This is a genomic window from Anaerostipes sp. AF04-45 (assembly GCF_003461725.1).
Taxonomy (GTDB): Bacteria; Bacillota; Clostridia; order Lachnospirales; family Lachnospiraceae; genus Anaerostipes; species Anaerostipes caccae.
Map to the genome: position 1 here is coordinate 76,573 of NZ_QTXQ01000007.1, position 14,651 is coordinate 91,223.

Here is a 14,651-nt window from a genome sequence, read left to right on the forward strand (position 1 = left end):
AAATATAGTATGAGTTATTTACTACTATTTCCGTCGCGCTTTTGAAATGCGCTCCTCCAATAGTGATAAATAACTTTCGAAAAGTGGCACCTTTTTTGGCAGAAACCCTTCTCCAACAGACGTTACGTCCATTTTCCACATGATTGGAATGAGGCATTTTAAGAGCCGAACGGAAATCATGTGGAAAATGTCATGATAGATTCTACAGGAGGAATGCCTGATGGAACGAGGATTCAGGAGCGAAATATTGATACAATACCATCTACACGAAGAAATCCGGTTTTGGCAGATGTATTTCATCGGTTAGGATATATGGAACGGCAGGGAAGCGGACTGAATAAAATAACGAGTGCTTATAAAAGTGCGATAAACTTTCGAGAAGGATTGGAACCAAAATTTTTTTCTCACAGGGTGGAGTTTACTGTTACTCTGCAAAATTTGGATTATCCAGAAGCAAGGTGCAGAGGAGAACCAAAAAATTAATAGACAAAGGATTTATTGTCCGTGAAGGGTCACGGCGAAAAGGAAAGTGAAAAGTATTTTAAACGAAAAGGGACACGATCAGTCTTATGACAATCGTGTCCCTTTTTGTTAATCACTGTTTATTCGTTGATAATCGTTACCAGCTCCGCCGCCTTTTTGCTGACATTTTCTATGGACTGAATGCTAAGCCCAATGACATTCACTTCGTTATGGTTCTGTTCATACGCTTCTCCAAAGGTAGAAATAAAAGCCTTTCTTAAATCAGATCCGTAATTTACTTTCAACAAGTTAAACTCTCTTGCCTTCTGAATCGTTTCAAACGGAATCCCGGAACCGCCATGCATTACGAGCGGTACGGGGGAAACCTTTGAGATTTCATCTAATAACGGAAGATCTACTTTTGGAGTCAGATCCAGACCGTGAACGTTTCCCACGGAAACCGCAAGCAGATCGCAGCCGGTTCTTTCCACAAAGTCAGCGACCATTTCCGGATCTGTTTTGCTGTCCGCTTCATTTACAATATCCTCTTCTTTTCCCTGCAGCGCACCAAGCTCTGCCTCTACCGGAACACCGTAAAAGTGGCAGTATTCTACTGCGCGTTTCACTTCTTTAATATTTTCTTCAAACGGAAGATGGGAGGCATCGATCATAATAGAAGTAAAGCCTGCATCCACACATGCCTTTACGTGTTCATAAGACTTTCCGTGATCCAGATGAAGACCAATCGGCACATCACTGTCTTTCAGTGCATCTTTTGCCAGATAAGTGATCGTGTCCGGGCTTGAGAGCCGCAGATTATTGGAAGATATTTGGATATATCCCGGAAGTCCTGCCTGATTTAATCCTTTGGCGATGGCATAAGTCATTTCCAGGTTGGTTGTATTGAACGCAGGCAGAATATAATGGTTGTCTTTTGCATATTTCATCAGGTCAAAGCCGTTTACAATTTTCATTTTCATATAGCGGCATATACAAAAAGCCGCTTCCTCCTATCTAATCTGAAATTTTCATTTTTACCGTTCACCAGTACGTACTAAGCTTGATTCGATTATAACAATGAAAATACCTTGAATAATTTAATTTATTGCGCAAAGTATCCCGCAAAATAAGTGCAGAATGAAAGGAGTATCTGCGTAATAAATTGCGCAGTCAATCATGCAAAATGCTGTCAGGTACTGCGGTATTGATTGTGCAAACATTTGTGAAAAACAGCAGAGTCAGCATGATATACTTCAATTACATCGAAGGCCAGATGAAAAGGAGGTAAGGGAATGAAGGTCATTGCAGTATCCCACGGAAGCTATTCAAAAGGGCTGGTGGAGAGTACCCAAATGCTTGTCGGAGAACAGGAAAACCTGGTGGCGTATGGACTGTTTCCGGAACAGACGGTGGCAACACTGACAGAAAAACTGGAAGCGGAAATTCAAAATACGAAAGAAGGGGAAGAAATACTCTTCGTATCGGATCTGTTCCACGGAAGCCCGTTTAATGCGATAGTTTCTTTGATGGAACACCATGACATTTACCATGTAACAGGAATTAATCTTCCGTTAATGGTAGAAGTGATGATGGGACGTTATGCTGGGAAAAGCGCAGAAGAGATTTGCGCAGGGCTTCTTGAAGCAGCACCGGGAACAGTAAAAGATGTAAGAAAACTATTTGAGGAGGTAGACGAGGAATGAAAAATGTTGTATTAGCCAGAGTCGATGACCGGCTGATCCATGGGGAAGTTGTCTCAGTGTGGACTCCGAGCTTAAATGTCAACAGGATTATCGTAGTCGATGATGAAGTTGCGGCAGATAAGTTCAACAAACGAGTGATCAAGGCACTTGCTCCAAATGGTGTAAAAGTAAATGTATACGGAACAGAAAAGGGAGCAGAGGTTCTTAAGAAAGACCCGAAAGAAGCGGGAGAGAGAGTCATGATCCTCACGAAAACTCCTATCACTTATGACCGTATGACAGATTTAGGACTCGAACTGACCGATGTGAATCTGGGAGGAATGGGACTTAGAGGAGAGAGGACACCATTTATTAAAAATGTAGCCTGTGATCCGGATGAAATTGCTTCGATTAAAAATTTGATGGCGAAGAATGTTCATGTCTATTATCAGCTGGTACCGGAACAGCAGGTGATTGAAGTTACTGGATACTTGGATAAATAGAAGGAGGAAGTATATATGGAAAAGATGACCATCATACAGGCAGCCTTATGCGGGGTTGTTTACTGGCTGGCAGTTGGAAACCTGCCGTTTGTAGGCCTTTGGTCTTTACAGAGACCGCTGGTCTGCGGTATGATTACCGGTTTGATTCTGGGCCATCCGGTACAGGGAGCCGTGATCGGAGCAACCATCAACTTAGTTTACCTTGGGTTTATGTCTGCAGGAGGAAGTATGCCGGCTGATATGGGACTGGCAGGAGTCTTGGGAACAGCCTATGCGATTGTCGGCGGATTGGACACCGATACTGCTCTGGCACTGGCAGTTCCGATCGGTATTCTCGGAACGATCGTCTGGGCAGGACGTATGACCTTTGACTGCTTCTTTGTACATATTGCAGATAAGTATATAGAAAAAGAACAGTATAACAAAATCTGGCGGGCAAATGTCTTATTTCCACAGATTATGTGCTTTCTTATGACGGCAATCCCGTGTGCTCTTGCTGCATATTTTGGTTCTAACTATATCCAGGGAATCCTGAATATGTTAAGCGGAAAAGTGCTGACCGTCTTCCAGATCATAGGTGGTTTAATGCCTGCACTCGGAATTGCAATCACACTGCAGTACATCTTTAAAGGAGAATCCAAAGTATTTTTGTTTGTAGGATTTTTATTGGCTGTGTATTCAAAACTTCCGCTGCTGACACTGGGTATTATCGCACTGCTTGTGGCAGTTGTGTACGTTCAGGTTACTTCCGCTATGGAACCGGCGAAGGCAGCAGTCATTGACGATGAAGATGATGAGGAGGACGATTAAGATGGAAAATAAAAAGAAAAGTTTGATCCCAAAGGCCGCCTTGATCAAAGCCTGGTTCATTTGGGAGACATTTCCCCAGACGTGTTATAACTACGAAAGAATGATGGGGCAGGTTGTTGCCCATATGTTCTCAGCGATTATTAATTTCTTATATAAAGATAACCCGGCAAAGCGAAAAGAGGTCATGAAACGGGAAATTGAATTCTTCAATGTACATATTGAATTCGGCGCATGTATCCTCGGTATGGCGGTTGCCCTGGAAGAACAGAAGGCCATGGGTGAAGAAATACCCGACGAGTTTATTACGAACTTAAAGACTTCTTTGATGGGACCTTTAGCCGGTATGGGTGATACGATCTGGCAGGGCGTTGTGATTCCGATCCTCTTAGCTGTGTGTATTGACTTAACCCGTTCCGGAAGCGGAAATATATGGGGAGCCATTATTTACGCGGTTGTCATCATTGCAGCGGCATATGGCCTCAGCTACTGGAACTTTATGTTCGGATATAAAGCCGGAAGTGAAGCGATCATGGACTTCCTTGAAAAGGGAATTCTTAATAAGCTGATCAAAGGTGCTTCTATCATGGGCTGCATGGTAATGGGCGGTCTTGTTGTAAATTATGTAAAAGCAAGCTGCGGACTGAAAGTGGTAAGTTCTACATCAACTTATGACATTCAGACAAGCTTCTTAGACGCGATCTGTCCAAGTATCCTTCCGCTTGCAGTGACCATGCTTGTTTACTATCTGATGAACAAGAGAAGATGGTCTTCCCTGAAAATCATCGGGCTGATCGTTGTGATCGGTGTGGTAGGCGGAGTGACAGGAATCCTGGCATATTAAGTTCAGAAAGAGTGAGATAGATGAAAGCAATCGTATTAAATCAACCAAAAAATTTTGCTGTCAAAGAGATTGAATTACCAGAGTTAAAAGAAGACGAGGTGCTGATCCGGATCAAAGATTCCGGAATCTGCACCAACGATGTACGGGACTTCAACGGAGACTGCAGTTACAGCTACCCGAGGATCGGCGGTCATGAGTACTGCGGAGTAATCGAGGAACTGGGAAACGGAGTCAATGAAAAACGTTACTCCAAAGGGCAGAAAGTGGTCCAGTATATCATTGATGACTGTAAGGAATGTTTTTTCTGCAAGCACGGAGAAGAAAATATCTGTGAAGAACATCCAAAGAGTAAGATTTTTACGAATCCCGACGGGCTGTCAGGATATGGGGGATTTGCGGAATTCGTTGTGGCAAAGGCGGAAGATCTGTTTGTATATCCGGACAGTACAACTTTTGAAAAAATGGCATTTACCGAGCCACTGGCATGTGTGGTCAACAGTATCACCCGTACGAATATTCAGTTTGGAGACGATGTGGCGGTCATCGGAGGCGGTACCATGGGGATGCTTCACGTCATGCTTGCCAGATTAAAGGGAGCCAGAGTGATTTTAAGTGAGCCTCTTAGGGAGCGAAGAGACAGGGCGCTGAAACTCGGATGTGACGATGTGATCGATCCGACGAAGGAAGATGCCGTAAAGAGAGTAAAAGAATTAACCGGCGGCAGAGGTGCGCAGGTGGTATTCAATACGACAGCGATCCCGGCCATTGCGGCACAGGCTGTGGAAATGACTTCCCCCGGAGGAATGAGCGTCATGTTCAGCTCCATGCATCCCAATGATCCGGTGCCGATAGATATGGGGGCTGTTCATTCTTACCAGAAAACGGTGACAGGCGCTGTCAGCCCAACGATTACATCTTTTCATCAGGCAGTGCAGCTGATCGGAAAGGGGCTGATTGATCCAACCGTGCTTACAGAACAGATTTTTGATTACAGAGATTTTGACAAAGCCATTGCGGCGGCAATGAAGCCGGATACTTATAAAGTAATCCTCAGATTTGGAGAATAGCGAATGGAACAGTATATTGGAATTGATATAGGGACTTCTTCTGCAAAACTGACCTTGATTAATGACGCAGGAGAGATCAGAAAAGAAAGCAGCAGAGAGTATGAAATTTCACAGCCAAAACCGGGATGGAAGGAAATTGATCCGGAAAGCTGGATGGATGCGGTGGAAGAAGCCATGGCGGAACTTCTTTCAGGAGAAGATCCGGAGCACATCGGAGCTATTGGTGTCACGGGACAGATGCATACCGCAGTATTTCTGGGATGGGACGGAGCGCCTATACGTCCGGCATTGATGTGGAATGACACAAGGACAATGGATCTTGTAAAGGAAACAAAAGAAAAGATCTCTAAGGTCCCGGAAGTTTCCTATATCTCCAATATCATTTCCACCGGAAGTCCGGCGATCAATCTGCTGTGGCTGAAGAAAAATGAACCGGAACAATTTCGGAAGATGAAAACATTTTTGATTGGACCGGACTATATCGTTTTTCGGCTGACGGGGCAGTGCCAGACTGACTACTGCGAGGCATCCACTTCTTCTTTGTTTGATTTAAAGACTGGAACGTGGTCTTCAAAGATCCGGGAAATCTTAGGGTTTCCGAAGAAGATTTATCCAAAGGTAAAAGGAAGCCAGGAGACGGCGGGATATGTGGCCGAAGTATGGAGGCGGAAGTTCGGTTTCAAAAACCAGGTGAAGGTTATCGTGGGTACCGGGGATAACCCGGCGGCAGCCATATCCACAGGGTGTTTTTCAAACAGGTATCCGGTTCTTTCCCTCGGTACATCCGGTGTTCTCATGTTTCCAAAAGAAAAAATGGATTTCGGGACAAAAGGAAAGAATATTATGTTTTCTGCAGACGGAAAGAACATCATGACGCTGGTACAGGGTGTGGTTCAGTCAACGGGAAGCAGCTTTGGCTGGTGGGTCAGACAGATCTTAAAGGCAGATGATTTTTCTGCCGAAACCAGCGAAGTGGACATGGAAAGTCTAGGGGAAAACAATCTGATCTTTTATCCCCATCTTGCAGGTGACAAGACGATCTACGGAGATCCAGCACTGAGGGGAGCTTTGATCGGTATCGGAACTGAAACTACAAGACAGGATATCACGGCTGCGGTCATGGAAGGGATCTGTTTCGGTGTGAGACAGCTTACAGAAGTCATGCACATTGGGAAGACAGCACTTCAAAGTCTTAAAGTGACCGGCGGAGGCTCTAAAAATGAAGTATGGATGCAGATCCTTGCGGATGTGCTGAATACGAAAGTAGAACAGCTGGAAAGCGGGGCAGGAGCGGGATACGGCATTGCGCTCATGGCAGCATCAGTTTCAGGGCGGGATGTAACACTGGAGCAGATGGTTGGCAGAACCGTCCGCACAAAAAAATGTTTTAATCCAAGAAGATATCATGCAGAGCTTTATGAAATAAAATACCAAAAGTATAAAAAAGTTTATAAAGCGCTGACAGATGTGTTTGGTGATCAGAAAGGGTGAATTGGAAATGAAGACATGTGATATCTGTGATGCACCTTTGGGAATGTTTAAGAAATTTCGATATGCGGAAGGATACATCTGCAAAGCGTGCTATGAGAAGGCCAGCAATCATTTTACAGAGACGATTGCAAAGAAAAGTTATGGTGAGATCAGAAAATTGTGTGAAAAGCAGGGCGGGCTCACAGAAGATTTTGAGATTACAGGGCGGATAGGGAATTATATTTTGTTTGATGAGAAAAACAGGAAGATCTGCCTTCTCAACAACCGGATCAACCAAAAACAGGTTTCAGAGCCGGAATTTTATCCGCTGGATAAGATCAGCGAGTGCCGGATCGATTACAGACCTTTCATGCCTTTGGGAGAACTGGAAGATAAAATTAAGTCAAAAGAAGCAGGCACGATTCACTCTCTGAAAGTTCTGATCAAACTGGAGGACGGCCAGGAAAAACAAATTCCTTTGATATCAAACCCTGTCAGGATAAAAAGCTTTGCTATGAAACAGTCCTTTTCATTTGCAAAACGGATTGCGGAAGAAATCGAAAGGCTGAAAGGTGAATCTGTCCAGGTATGATCAGGGAGGAAAAAGATGAAGCAGTTTGATTTTAAAATGCAGTCGCCTGTTGGAATCCATGCGCGTCCGGCTGTGCTTCTGGTAGAAAAAGCGCGGACGTACCAGAGTAAAATAATTCTGGAAAAGGGAACTCAGAGAGCGAACGCCAAAAATATGATTTCTCTTTTGACACTGAGAGCTCGTCAGCATGAAATCGTAACGTTTATGATTGAAGGACCGGATGAAGACAGGGCGGCAGAGGAATTGAAAGAGTTTTGTATTCATAATCTTTAATAATACAGCATCTTTATCAACGGAACCGGCAGCGTTGATAAGGGTGCTGTTTTGTATCCATGAGTATAGAAATGAAGCAGAAAGAATAATAAAAAGTATTCCATGGGGACATAATCAACGGATTATGTGTAAAGGCAGGGAACAGTGACTATCTGCATACTGAGTGACTGGCTGTTTATACCAGAAAACCCCTTTAAATACTTGATAACAGTTGATCAAAGTGGTATATTTAATCTTAGTATGGAATCATATCAGTTGGGAAAATTCCCTTGCTAAGGAGGAAAAGGATGGACAACCTCGCAAAAGAGATTGAAGAGTTAAAGAGAGAACGAAATGCGGTCTTATTGGCCCATTATTATGTAGATGACGCTGTACAGGAGATTGCAGACTATGTTGGGGATTCGTATTACCTCGCAAAGGTAGCGCTTAAGGAGTCGAAAGATGTGATCTGTTTTGCCGGTGTAAGCTTTATGGGAGAAAGCGCGAAGATCCTGAATCCCGACAGAACTGTGATCATGCCGGACCAGCTGGCGGACTGCCCGATGGCCCATATGGTGGATCTGGACAAGATACAGAAGGTAAGGGATGAATATGATGATCTGGCAGTGGTCTGTTATATTAATTCCACAGCAGAGATCAAATCCTATTCCGATGTCTGTGTGACATCGTCCAATGCTATGAAGATTGTAAAATCTCTTCCACAGAAGAATATATTCTTTATTCCGGATGAGAATCTTGGCAGATATATCGGATCAAAACTTCCTGAGAAGAATTTTATTTACAACGACGGATTCTGTCATGTACATACAAGCATTACTGCAGACAACGTAAAAAAAGCCAAAGAAGCGCATCCGGACGCAGAGATCCTTGTACATCCGGAGTGTACGATGGATGTGGTGGAACTGGCCGACTATGTGGGAAGCACGTCCGGTATTATTGATTATGCCACTGCATCCGATGCGGATAAGTTTATTATCTGTACAGAGATGGGTGTTTTATATGAACTGAAACAGAAGAATCCGAACAAGACGTTTTATTCTGTGGGGCACAGACAGTTCTGTCCGAACATGAAGAGGATCACTCTTGAAAATGTCAGAGATACACTGAGAGACATGAAAAACCAGGTGGAACTGGATGAGACACTGCGTCTTGACGCAAAGAAAGCGTTGGATGAGATGCTGCGAATCGCACAGTAGATATTAACAGCCTCTTATCCGGGGGAAAGGATTAATTTTAATTATGAGATCAGCAGATGTAATTGTGGTTGGAACCGGGGCTGCCGGATTGTTTCACGCCTTGTTTCTTCCAAGAGATTACAGAGTCATTATGATTACCAAGACAGAAGTAGAGGAGAGTGATTCCTTCCTGGCTCAGGGAGGAATTTCTGCACTGCGCAATGAAGAAGATTACGACCGTTACTTTGAAGATACCATGAAGGCCGGCCATTATGAGAACGATAAAGCGGCTGTAGACAAGATGATCACCCGTTCCAGGGAAATTATCGATGACCTTATCGGATTCGGTGTTCAGTTTGATCAGAGAGATGGAGAGACAGAATATACCCGGGAAGGGGGACACTCCATATTCCGGATTCTTCATCACGATGATGTGACAGGGAAAGAAATTACCGGCAAGCTCTATGAGGAAGTGAAACGGAGGGATAACATTGAGATCCTGACCCATTCTACAATGATCGATCTGATCGAGGAAAAAGGAGCCTGCCGGGGAGTTGTCTATGTGACACCCGAAGGAGATGTGGACTGTATTTATGCAGGGAAGACTGTACTCGCAACGGGAGGCATGGGAGGTCTGTTTAAACACTCCACCAATTACAGGCATCTCACCGCAGACGGATTGGCTATCTGCCTTCGCCATAACGTGGAGATACAGAATATCAATTACATACAGATACATCCGACGACTTTTTATTCGGACAAGCCGGGAAGGAGTTTTTTGATTTCGGAGTCTGTCAGAGGAGAAGGAGCCTATTTATTCAATAAAGACGGGGAACGGTTTGTAGATGAACTGCTGCCCAGGGATATTGTGACAGCAGCTATACGTGAACAGATGGAGAAAGACGGAACCGATTATGTGCGGCTGTCTGTGACTCATCTGGACGGGGATCGGATCAGAAAAAGATTTCCTAATATTTATAAGCAGTGTCTGGAAGAGGGATATGACATGACGAAGGAATGGATTCCGGTGACTCCCGCACAGCATTATTTTATGGGAGGGATTAAGGTGGATTTAAGCAGTCGTACTTCCATGGAGGATTTATACGCAGTGGGAGAGGCCAGCTGCAACGGAGTTCACGGAAAGAACCGGCTGGCGAGCAATTCTCTGCTGGAATCTCTTGTTTTTGCCCTGGAGTCTGCAGAAGATATTGCAAAGTCGCCGAAAAAACCTTCAGAGTGTCAGGTTGATTTAGCACAGTATCATGATATTTCCGGTATACAGGAGGAGAACAAACACCTTGTACTGGAAGAGATCAAAAGAAAGGATGGGGATTTCTATGATAAATGGTGTAACAATGGCGGTAAACATTGATGAGTATCTGCTGAACGCATTAAAAGAGGACATCACCGGAGAGGATGTCAGCACCAACGCTGTCATGCCGAAGCCGAGACAGGGACAGGTTGAACTGATTTGTAAAGAAGACGGGATTGTCGCGGGTTTGGAAGTGTTCCACCGTGTGTTTACCCTGCTGGATGAAAATGTAACCTTTGAGACAGAGCTGAGCGACGGAGACGAAATCAAAGCCGGACAGCTTATGGGAGTTCTCAGGGGAGATATCCGTGTCCTGCTGTCAGGAGAGAGGACGGCCCTTAACTACCTTCAGAGAATGAGCGGGATCGCAACATTTACCAATTCCCTTGTAAAAGAATTAGAAGGTTCCTCTACACAGCTTCTGGATACGAGAAAGACAACGCCAAATATGCGTCCGTTTGAGAAATATGCGGTAACAGTCGGAGGCGGCAAGAATCACCGTTATAATCTTTCCGACGGGGTTATGCTGAAAGACAACCATATCGGTGCAGCCGGAGGAGTCCGGGAGGCAGTCTATGCGGCAAGAGCCTATGCTCCTTTTGTGCGGAAGATTGAGGTGGAGACTGAAAATCTTGCCATGGTAAATGACGCTCTGGAGGCAGGTGCGGATATTATTATGCTGGATAATATGTCAGATGAAATGATGAAAGAGGCGGTTGAAATTATCGGAAGCCGTGCTCTCACCGAGTGTTCCGGCAACGTGACGAAGGAACGGTTAAAAAAGATCAGGGAGATCGGAGTGGATTTCGTATCTTCCGGGGCTTTGACCCATTCGGCTCCAATCCTGGATATTTCACTGAAAAACCTGAAACCGACAGAATAACAGAAAAGTGATATGGGAAGGCCAGAAAATACAGGATATTTTCTGGCCTTTTTCAGCGCCTTTTACTGATAGTGGAAGGGATGTCTTTAAGTGAGCGTTGACAGAAATCATAGGAAAGTCTAAAATAATAATAAATAATATATATCAATAAATAATAATAAAAGGAGTTCCTATGCTTTCCAAGACTGCATCAAAAATAATGAGAGTGCTGATTCATCAGGATGATGAATTTATCACCTATGAAAGAATTGCAGGGATGCTGGAGATTTCCGAGCGGAGTGTACACAATTATATGAAAGAGGCAGCTGAATTCTGTGAAGAAAATGGATATCGGCTTGTCCGCCGGGGGGGGAAGGGGGGCTGTCTTCAGGCAGGACTGCACAGAAAAGAATTGGAACACTTATTTCCGAAAGACCAGATCCCCTGTGAAACAAGAAAATACCGGATGTGCTATATTATCAGGACTCTGATTGAAAATGGGGAGCCTTACACCGGATCTTTGTTTGCGGAGGAGCTGTTTGTTTCTAAATCCACGATCTGTACAGATATCGAGAAGGCAAATAAGATGTTAGAGCCGGACAGGGTATGCATTCGGCGGATCGTTGGAAAAGGAATTATTATACAGGGCCGGGAATTTGACCTGAGAAAAGTTCTGGTGTGCCAAAACCAGAAAGTTTATCTGGAAGAAGATCCAAAGTCAGCCGCAGTGCCGGATTACAGAATCGATCCGGTGACATATGCAAGATTTTTATCTCAGTACAGAAAGAGCACAGCTGATAAGGTGATTGCCTGTATTCAGCAGCTGGAGAGACAGATCGGCACGCAGTTTAATGATTATACATTTTGTATGCTGGCTGAATATACGAGCAGTCAGATGAACCGGCTGAGAGGAGGGCATTGTCTGGAGGAATCTATGATCAGCAGACTGACACTGGTAGAGGAGATCGCCGACTGGACAGATATATTTACGGGACTTCTAAACAGGCAATTCAGGATGAACATTGATCCGAGGGAGGGATTGTATTTGTATCTTCTGCTTCTTGGAGCGGAAGTACAGAACAGCAGCCGCATAGTAAACAAAAAATTTCTGATCGAAAAGGAGATCGATATCGAGGACGCTGCTCAGAACATGATTCAGTATATTTCTTCCATCGTGGGGAGAGATTTCAGGGAAGATCCTCTGCTGAAGACGAGTACAGCCCTATTTCTGAACAGTTCTTTCATAAGAGTTAAGTTTGGGTTTGAGATTAAAAATCCTTTTTTGGATGAGATAAAGAGGACATACTCAGCCATATTTTCAGCTTGTTTTACGGCAAGCAAAGAGTATGAAAGCCTTGTGGGCGTATTTCCGACAGAAGATGAGATCTCCTATATGGCAATTCTTTTTGGCGGCGCTATGGTTCAGAATAAGAGGGACATTAATACAGTTGTTATCGGCAGCGGCGGTGTGGGGATCGCTCAGATCATTGCCAGAAAGATCGAACATAAGATTATGGACATCAATGTCACATCGGTACTCCCGGCAAATGCAGGAGTCATGATAGATGAGAGCCAGTATGACCTCGTGATCACCACGGTCCCCTCACTGAAGATTAAACACCCTTATGTGGTTTATACGACTCCGCTTGTGGGAGAACAGGATGTCTTCAGGATCAAAAAAGTTTGTCATGAGATGAAAGAAAAGAAGAAGAATCTGGAAAAACGGTGGACCATTAAAAACTTGATGGAGGACGAACTGATCTTTCTGGAGTCAGGGACAATGACGAAAAAGGCCCTGTTACATAAGGTGTGCAGAAAGCTGAAGGACGGTGGCTATGTAAAGGATGGATTTTATGAGGATGTACTGAGGAGAGAAGAGATCAGCGCATCTGTGCTCGGAGGAGGCGTTGCAGTTCCCCATGGCATGGCAAATCTCGTTGAAAAGCCGGCTGTGGCAATTATAAAAACGGACCACAAAGTTGAGTGGGATGAGGGAAGCGTGGATGTAATATTTTTGCTGGCGCTGAATTTTGAAGATATTCAGTCCACCAGAGCCTTTTTTGAAACATTTTACGAAATGACTATGGAAAAGAATGCGGCAAAACTCATAAGGAAAGCAGGCAGCAAAGAAGAGATCAAAAATATTATCATGATGAATTCGGATTAAGAAGGTGTCTTTTGGGCACTTTCTTTTTTTATTTCATTAGGAAAGTTCTGCGGACTTCCCTATGAAATAAAAAACGCTCCGTGGGCTGTACACAGATGTGTGAGGAAATTATTTGACTGCTATGTCATAAACTGCAGTTGTTTACCTGCAATTTTTGGGTTTGAATCGGTGTAGTGCTGCGTTTTTGCAGATATACAACTGCAAAAAGAGAACGAAAGAGACATTGAATAATAAGATAAATAAATATAAAATAATAATAAACAAAGATAAATAATAAAAAGAAAGGAAAGTGATGAAAAAAGCAGCGGAAAAAGAACTCATGGTTTCTGCATCTGTTTCCTGTATGGATCTGTGTCATTTGGCAGATGCCATAGAGGAAGCCGAGGGATCGGGAATCTCGTTTTTTCACTATGATATGGTGGATGGAAGGTTTAATGATTGTTTCATATTATCGGAAACACTCTTAAAACAGATGAGAGGCATAACCAGCCTCCCAATAGAAGCCCATCTGGCCGCTTTTGAGCCGGAGCGCTATATCGGCATGTATGCCGATGCGGGAGCGGATTACATAGCGGTACACTATGAGGCGATGAAAGATCCTCTCAGGGTGTTTGAACAGATCAGGGAAGCGGGTGCCCGGCCGGTATTGGCATATAAATCCACGACACCTCCGGGGGAGGATTTCATCACACTGGCAGGTGAGGCGGCCTGGATCTTAAAACTCACAGTCAACCCCGGATTTTCAGGACAAAAGATGCAGGAGGGGGCGCTCGGCCACATCAGGCAGATGAGGGCGATGCTGAACAGCGCAGGACTGAAGACGAAGATTCAGGCAGACGGAAACATCAATCAGGATACAATTCCGAGGGCGGTGGAAGCCGGAGCGGACATCCTAACCGGGGGAACATCGGGATTGTTTCTTGACGGAAAGACAGTAAAACAGTGCTGTGAAGACATGCTAAAAACAGCAGAAGAAGCAAAAGGAGCAAAGAACCATGGAATTAATGAATGAAGGGCTGGTCGTATTTGACCTGGAAGCGGCATCACCGGAAGAAACAGTCTCTAAGATTGCCGGAGTAATGGAAGAACAGGGTCGTTTGAATGACAGGGCGGCATATGTGGCGGATGTGATAAAGAGAGAGGAGGGAGCACCGACAAGCATAGGATTTCTGATCGCCACGCCCCATGCCAAATCAGTTCATGTAAAGGAACCGTCGCTGGCATTTGCAAGGCTGAAAGACCCGGTGCAGTGGGCGGATGAAAAAGTGCAGATGGTCTTTCAGATCGCAGTTCCGGACCCGGGACAGGGAGATAAGCATCTGGAGATTCTGGCGAAACTGTCAAGAAAGATTATTCATGACGACTTCAGAGAGCAGCTCATGAACGCAGCCAATGAAAAAGAAGTGTTGGAACTGATACAATAAGGAGGAGAGAG

17 protein-coding genes are annotated in these 14,651 nt (G+C 44.4%); 16 read left to right on the top strand and 1 reads right to left on the bottom strand.

Features of this window, described 5'->3' with window-relative positions:
* Nucleotides 1–192 precede the first annotated feature (192 nt).
* Both DWV34_RS11680 and DWV34_RS18120 read left to right on the top strand, forming a co-directional pair.
* Nucleotides 193–483: an ATP-binding protein gene (locus tag DWV34_RS11680; RefSeq protein ID WP_118476264.1), complete on the top strand. Its 291-nt coding sequence runs from the start codon at nucleotides 193–195 to the stop codon at nucleotides 481–483.
* Complete coding sequence (locus DWV34_RS18120) at nucleotides 459–533, top strand: hypothetical protein (RefSeq protein WP_225103786.1); 75 nt, start codon at nucleotides 459–461, stop codon at nucleotides 531–533. The genes DWV34_RS11680 and DWV34_RS18120 overlap by 25 nt, the downstream gene beginning before the upstream one ends.
* A gap of 69 nt (nucleotides 534–602) precedes the next feature.
* On the opposite strand, the gene DWV34_RS11685 is transcribed toward DWV34_RS18120, so the two are convergent.
* Nucleotides 603–1,442: a class II aldolase gene (locus DWV34_RS11685; RefSeq protein ID WP_022260721.1), complete on the bottom strand. Its 840-nt coding sequence runs from the start codon at nucleotides 1,440–1,442 to the stop codon at nucleotides 603–605.
* A gap of 312 nt (nucleotides 1,443–1,754) precedes the next feature.
* Here DWV34_RS11685 and DWV34_RS11690 point away from each other — a divergent pair, with 312 nt between their 5' ends.
* The 14 genes from DWV34_RS11690 to DWV34_RS11755 all read left to right on the top strand — a co-directional run bounded on the left by DWV34_RS11690 (nucleotide 1,755) and on the right by DWV34_RS11755 (nucleotide 14,640).
* Nucleotides 1,755–2,165: a PTS sugar transporter subunit IIA gene (locus DWV34_RS11690; protein ID WP_006566189.1), complete on the top strand. Its 411-nt coding sequence runs from the start codon at nucleotides 1,755–1,757 to the stop codon at nucleotides 2,163–2,165.
* Complete coding sequence (locus tag DWV34_RS11695; RefSeq protein WP_006566188.1) at nucleotides 2,162–2,647, top strand: PTS sugar transporter subunit IIB; 486 nt, start codon at nucleotides 2,162–2,164, stop codon at nucleotides 2,645–2,647. The genes DWV34_RS11690 and DWV34_RS11695 overlap by 4 nt, the downstream gene beginning before the upstream one ends.
* 15 nt (nucleotides 2,648–2,662) lie before the next feature.
* Complete coding sequence (locus tag DWV34_RS11700; RefSeq protein ID WP_006566187.1) at nucleotides 2,663–3,457, top strand: PTS mannose/fructose/sorbose/N-acetylgalactosamine transporter subunit IIC; 795 nt, start codon at nucleotides 2,663–2,665, stop codon at nucleotides 3,455–3,457.
* A gap of 1 nt (nucleotide 3,458) precedes the next feature.
* Nucleotides 3,459–4,298: a PTS system mannose/fructose/sorbose family transporter subunit IID gene (locus DWV34_RS11705; protein ID WP_039946325.1), complete on the top strand. Its 840-nt coding sequence runs from the start codon at nucleotides 3,459–3,461 to the stop codon at nucleotides 4,296–4,298.
* 20 nt (nucleotides 4,299–4,318) lie between these two features.
* Nucleotides 4,319–5,365 (top strand): zinc-dependent alcohol dehydrogenase, encoded by a 1,047-nt coding sequence (locus DWV34_RS11710; protein WP_009290963.1) that lies wholly within the window; start codon nucleotides 4,319–4,321, stop codon nucleotides 5,363–5,365.
* 3 nt (nucleotides 5,366–5,368) lie between these two features.
* Entirely contained in the window at nucleotides 5,369–6,856 is a 1,488-nt protein-coding gene (xylB, locus tag DWV34_RS11715; protein WP_118476266.1) for a xylulokinase, read from the top strand.
* Between the two features lie 7 nt (nucleotides 6,857–6,863).
* Nucleotides 6,864–7,427, top strand: coding sequence for a DUF4428 domain-containing protein (locus tag DWV34_RS11720; protein ID WP_009290965.1), 564 nt, complete (start codon nucleotides 6,864–6,866; stop codon nucleotides 7,425–7,427).
* A gap of 15 nt (nucleotides 7,428–7,442) precedes the next feature.
* On the top strand, nucleotides 7,443–7,700 hold the full coding sequence (locus DWV34_RS11725) for an HPr family phosphocarrier protein (RefSeq protein WP_009290966.1): 258 nt from the start codon (nucleotides 7,443–7,445) through the stop codon (nucleotides 7,698–7,700).
* Between the two features lie 287 nt (nucleotides 7,701–7,987).
* On the top strand, nucleotides 7,988–8,896 hold the full coding sequence (gene nadA / locus DWV34_RS11730) for a quinolinate synthase NadA (RefSeq protein ID WP_006566179.1): 909 nt from the start codon (nucleotides 7,988–7,990) through the stop codon (nucleotides 8,894–8,896).
* Between the two features lie 43 nt (nucleotides 8,897–8,939).
* Nucleotides 8,940–10,247 (top strand): L-aspartate oxidase, encoded by a 1,308-nt coding sequence (locus DWV34_RS11735; RefSeq protein ID WP_009290967.1) that lies wholly within the window; start codon nucleotides 8,940–8,942, stop codon nucleotides 10,245–10,247.
* Entirely contained in the window at nucleotides 10,216–11,070 is an 855-nt protein-coding gene (nadC, locus tag DWV34_RS11740; protein ID WP_278566199.1) for a carboxylating nicotinate-nucleotide diphosphorylase, read from the top strand. The genes DWV34_RS11735 and nadC overlap by 32 nt, the downstream gene beginning before the upstream one ends.
* Before the next feature lie 172 nt (nucleotides 11,071–11,242).
* Nucleotides 11,243–13,216: a BglG family transcription antiterminator gene (locus DWV34_RS11745; RefSeq protein WP_118476268.1), complete on the top strand. Its 1,974-nt coding sequence runs from the start codon at nucleotides 11,243–11,245 to the stop codon at nucleotides 13,214–13,216.
* 292 nt (nucleotides 13,217–13,508) lie between these two features.
* Nucleotides 13,509–14,228, top strand: coding sequence for a ribulose-phosphate 3-epimerase (locus DWV34_RS11750; protein WP_009290972.1), 720 nt, complete (start codon nucleotides 13,509–13,511; stop codon nucleotides 14,226–14,228).
* Nucleotides 14,212–14,640 (top strand): PTS sugar transporter subunit IIA, encoded by a 429-nt coding sequence (locus DWV34_RS11755; protein WP_006566174.1) that lies wholly within the window; start codon nucleotides 14,212–14,214, stop codon nucleotides 14,638–14,640. Before DWV34_RS11750 ends, DWV34_RS11755 begins: the two co-directional genes overlap by 17 nt.
* The last annotated feature ends 11 nt before the right edge of the window (nucleotides 14,641–14,651 follow it).

Excerpts from the sequence above, each read along its gene's own strand:
- DWV34_RS11680 (WP_118476264.1), top strand. The coding sequence starts at position 193 with ATGATAGATTCTACAGGAGGAATGCCTGATGGAACGAGGATTCAGGAG.
- DWV34_RS11685 (WP_022260721.1), bottom strand. The coding sequence starts at position 1,442 with ATGAAAATGAAAATTGTAAACGGCTTTGACCTGATGAAATATGCAAAA.
- DWV34_RS11690 (WP_006566189.1), top strand. The coding sequence starts at position 1,755 with ATGAAGGTCATTGCAGTATCCCACGGAAGCTATTCAAAAGGGCTGGTG.
- DWV34_RS11695 (WP_006566188.1), top strand. The coding sequence starts at position 2,162 with ATGAAAAATGTTGTATTAGCCAGAGTCGATGACCGGCTGATCCATGGG.
- DWV34_RS11700 (WP_006566187.1), top strand. The coding sequence starts at position 2,663 with ATGGAAAAGATGACCATCATACAGGCAGCCTTATGCGGGGTTGTTTAC.
- DWV34_RS11705 (WP_039946325.1), top strand. The coding sequence starts at position 3,459 with ATGGAAAATAAAAAGAAAAGTTTGATCCCAAAGGCCGCCTTGATCAAA.
- DWV34_RS11710 (WP_009290963.1), top strand. The coding sequence starts at position 4,319 with ATGAAAGCAATCGTATTAAATCAACCAAAAAATTTTGCTGTCAAAGAG.
- xylB (WP_118476266.1), top strand. The coding sequence starts at position 5,369 with ATGGAACAGTATATTGGAATTGATATAGGGACTTCTTCTGCAAAACTG.
- DWV34_RS11720 (WP_009290965.1), top strand. The coding sequence starts at position 6,864 with ATGAAGACATGTGATATCTGTGATGCACCTTTGGGAATGTTTAAGAAA.
- DWV34_RS11725 (WP_009290966.1), top strand. The coding sequence starts at position 7,443 with ATGAAGCAGTTTGATTTTAAAATGCAGTCGCCTGTTGGAATCCATGCG.
- nadA (WP_006566179.1), top strand. The coding sequence starts at position 7,988 with ATGGACAACCTCGCAAAAGAGATTGAAGAGTTAAAGAGAGAACGAAAT.
- DWV34_RS11735 (WP_009290967.1), top strand. The coding sequence starts at position 8,940 with ATGAGATCAGCAGATGTAATTGTGGTTGGAACCGGGGCTGCCGGATTG.
- DWV34_RS11745 (WP_118476268.1), top strand. The coding sequence starts at position 11,243 with ATGCTTTCCAAGACTGCATCAAAAATAATGAGAGTGCTGATTCATCAG.
- DWV34_RS11750 (WP_009290972.1), top strand. The coding sequence starts at position 13,509 with ATGAAAAAAGCAGCGGAAAAAGAACTCATGGTTTCTGCATCTGTTTCC.
- DWV34_RS11755 (WP_006566174.1), top strand. The coding sequence starts at position 14,212 with ATGGAATTAATGAATGAAGGGCTGGTCGTATTTGACCTGGAAGCGGCA.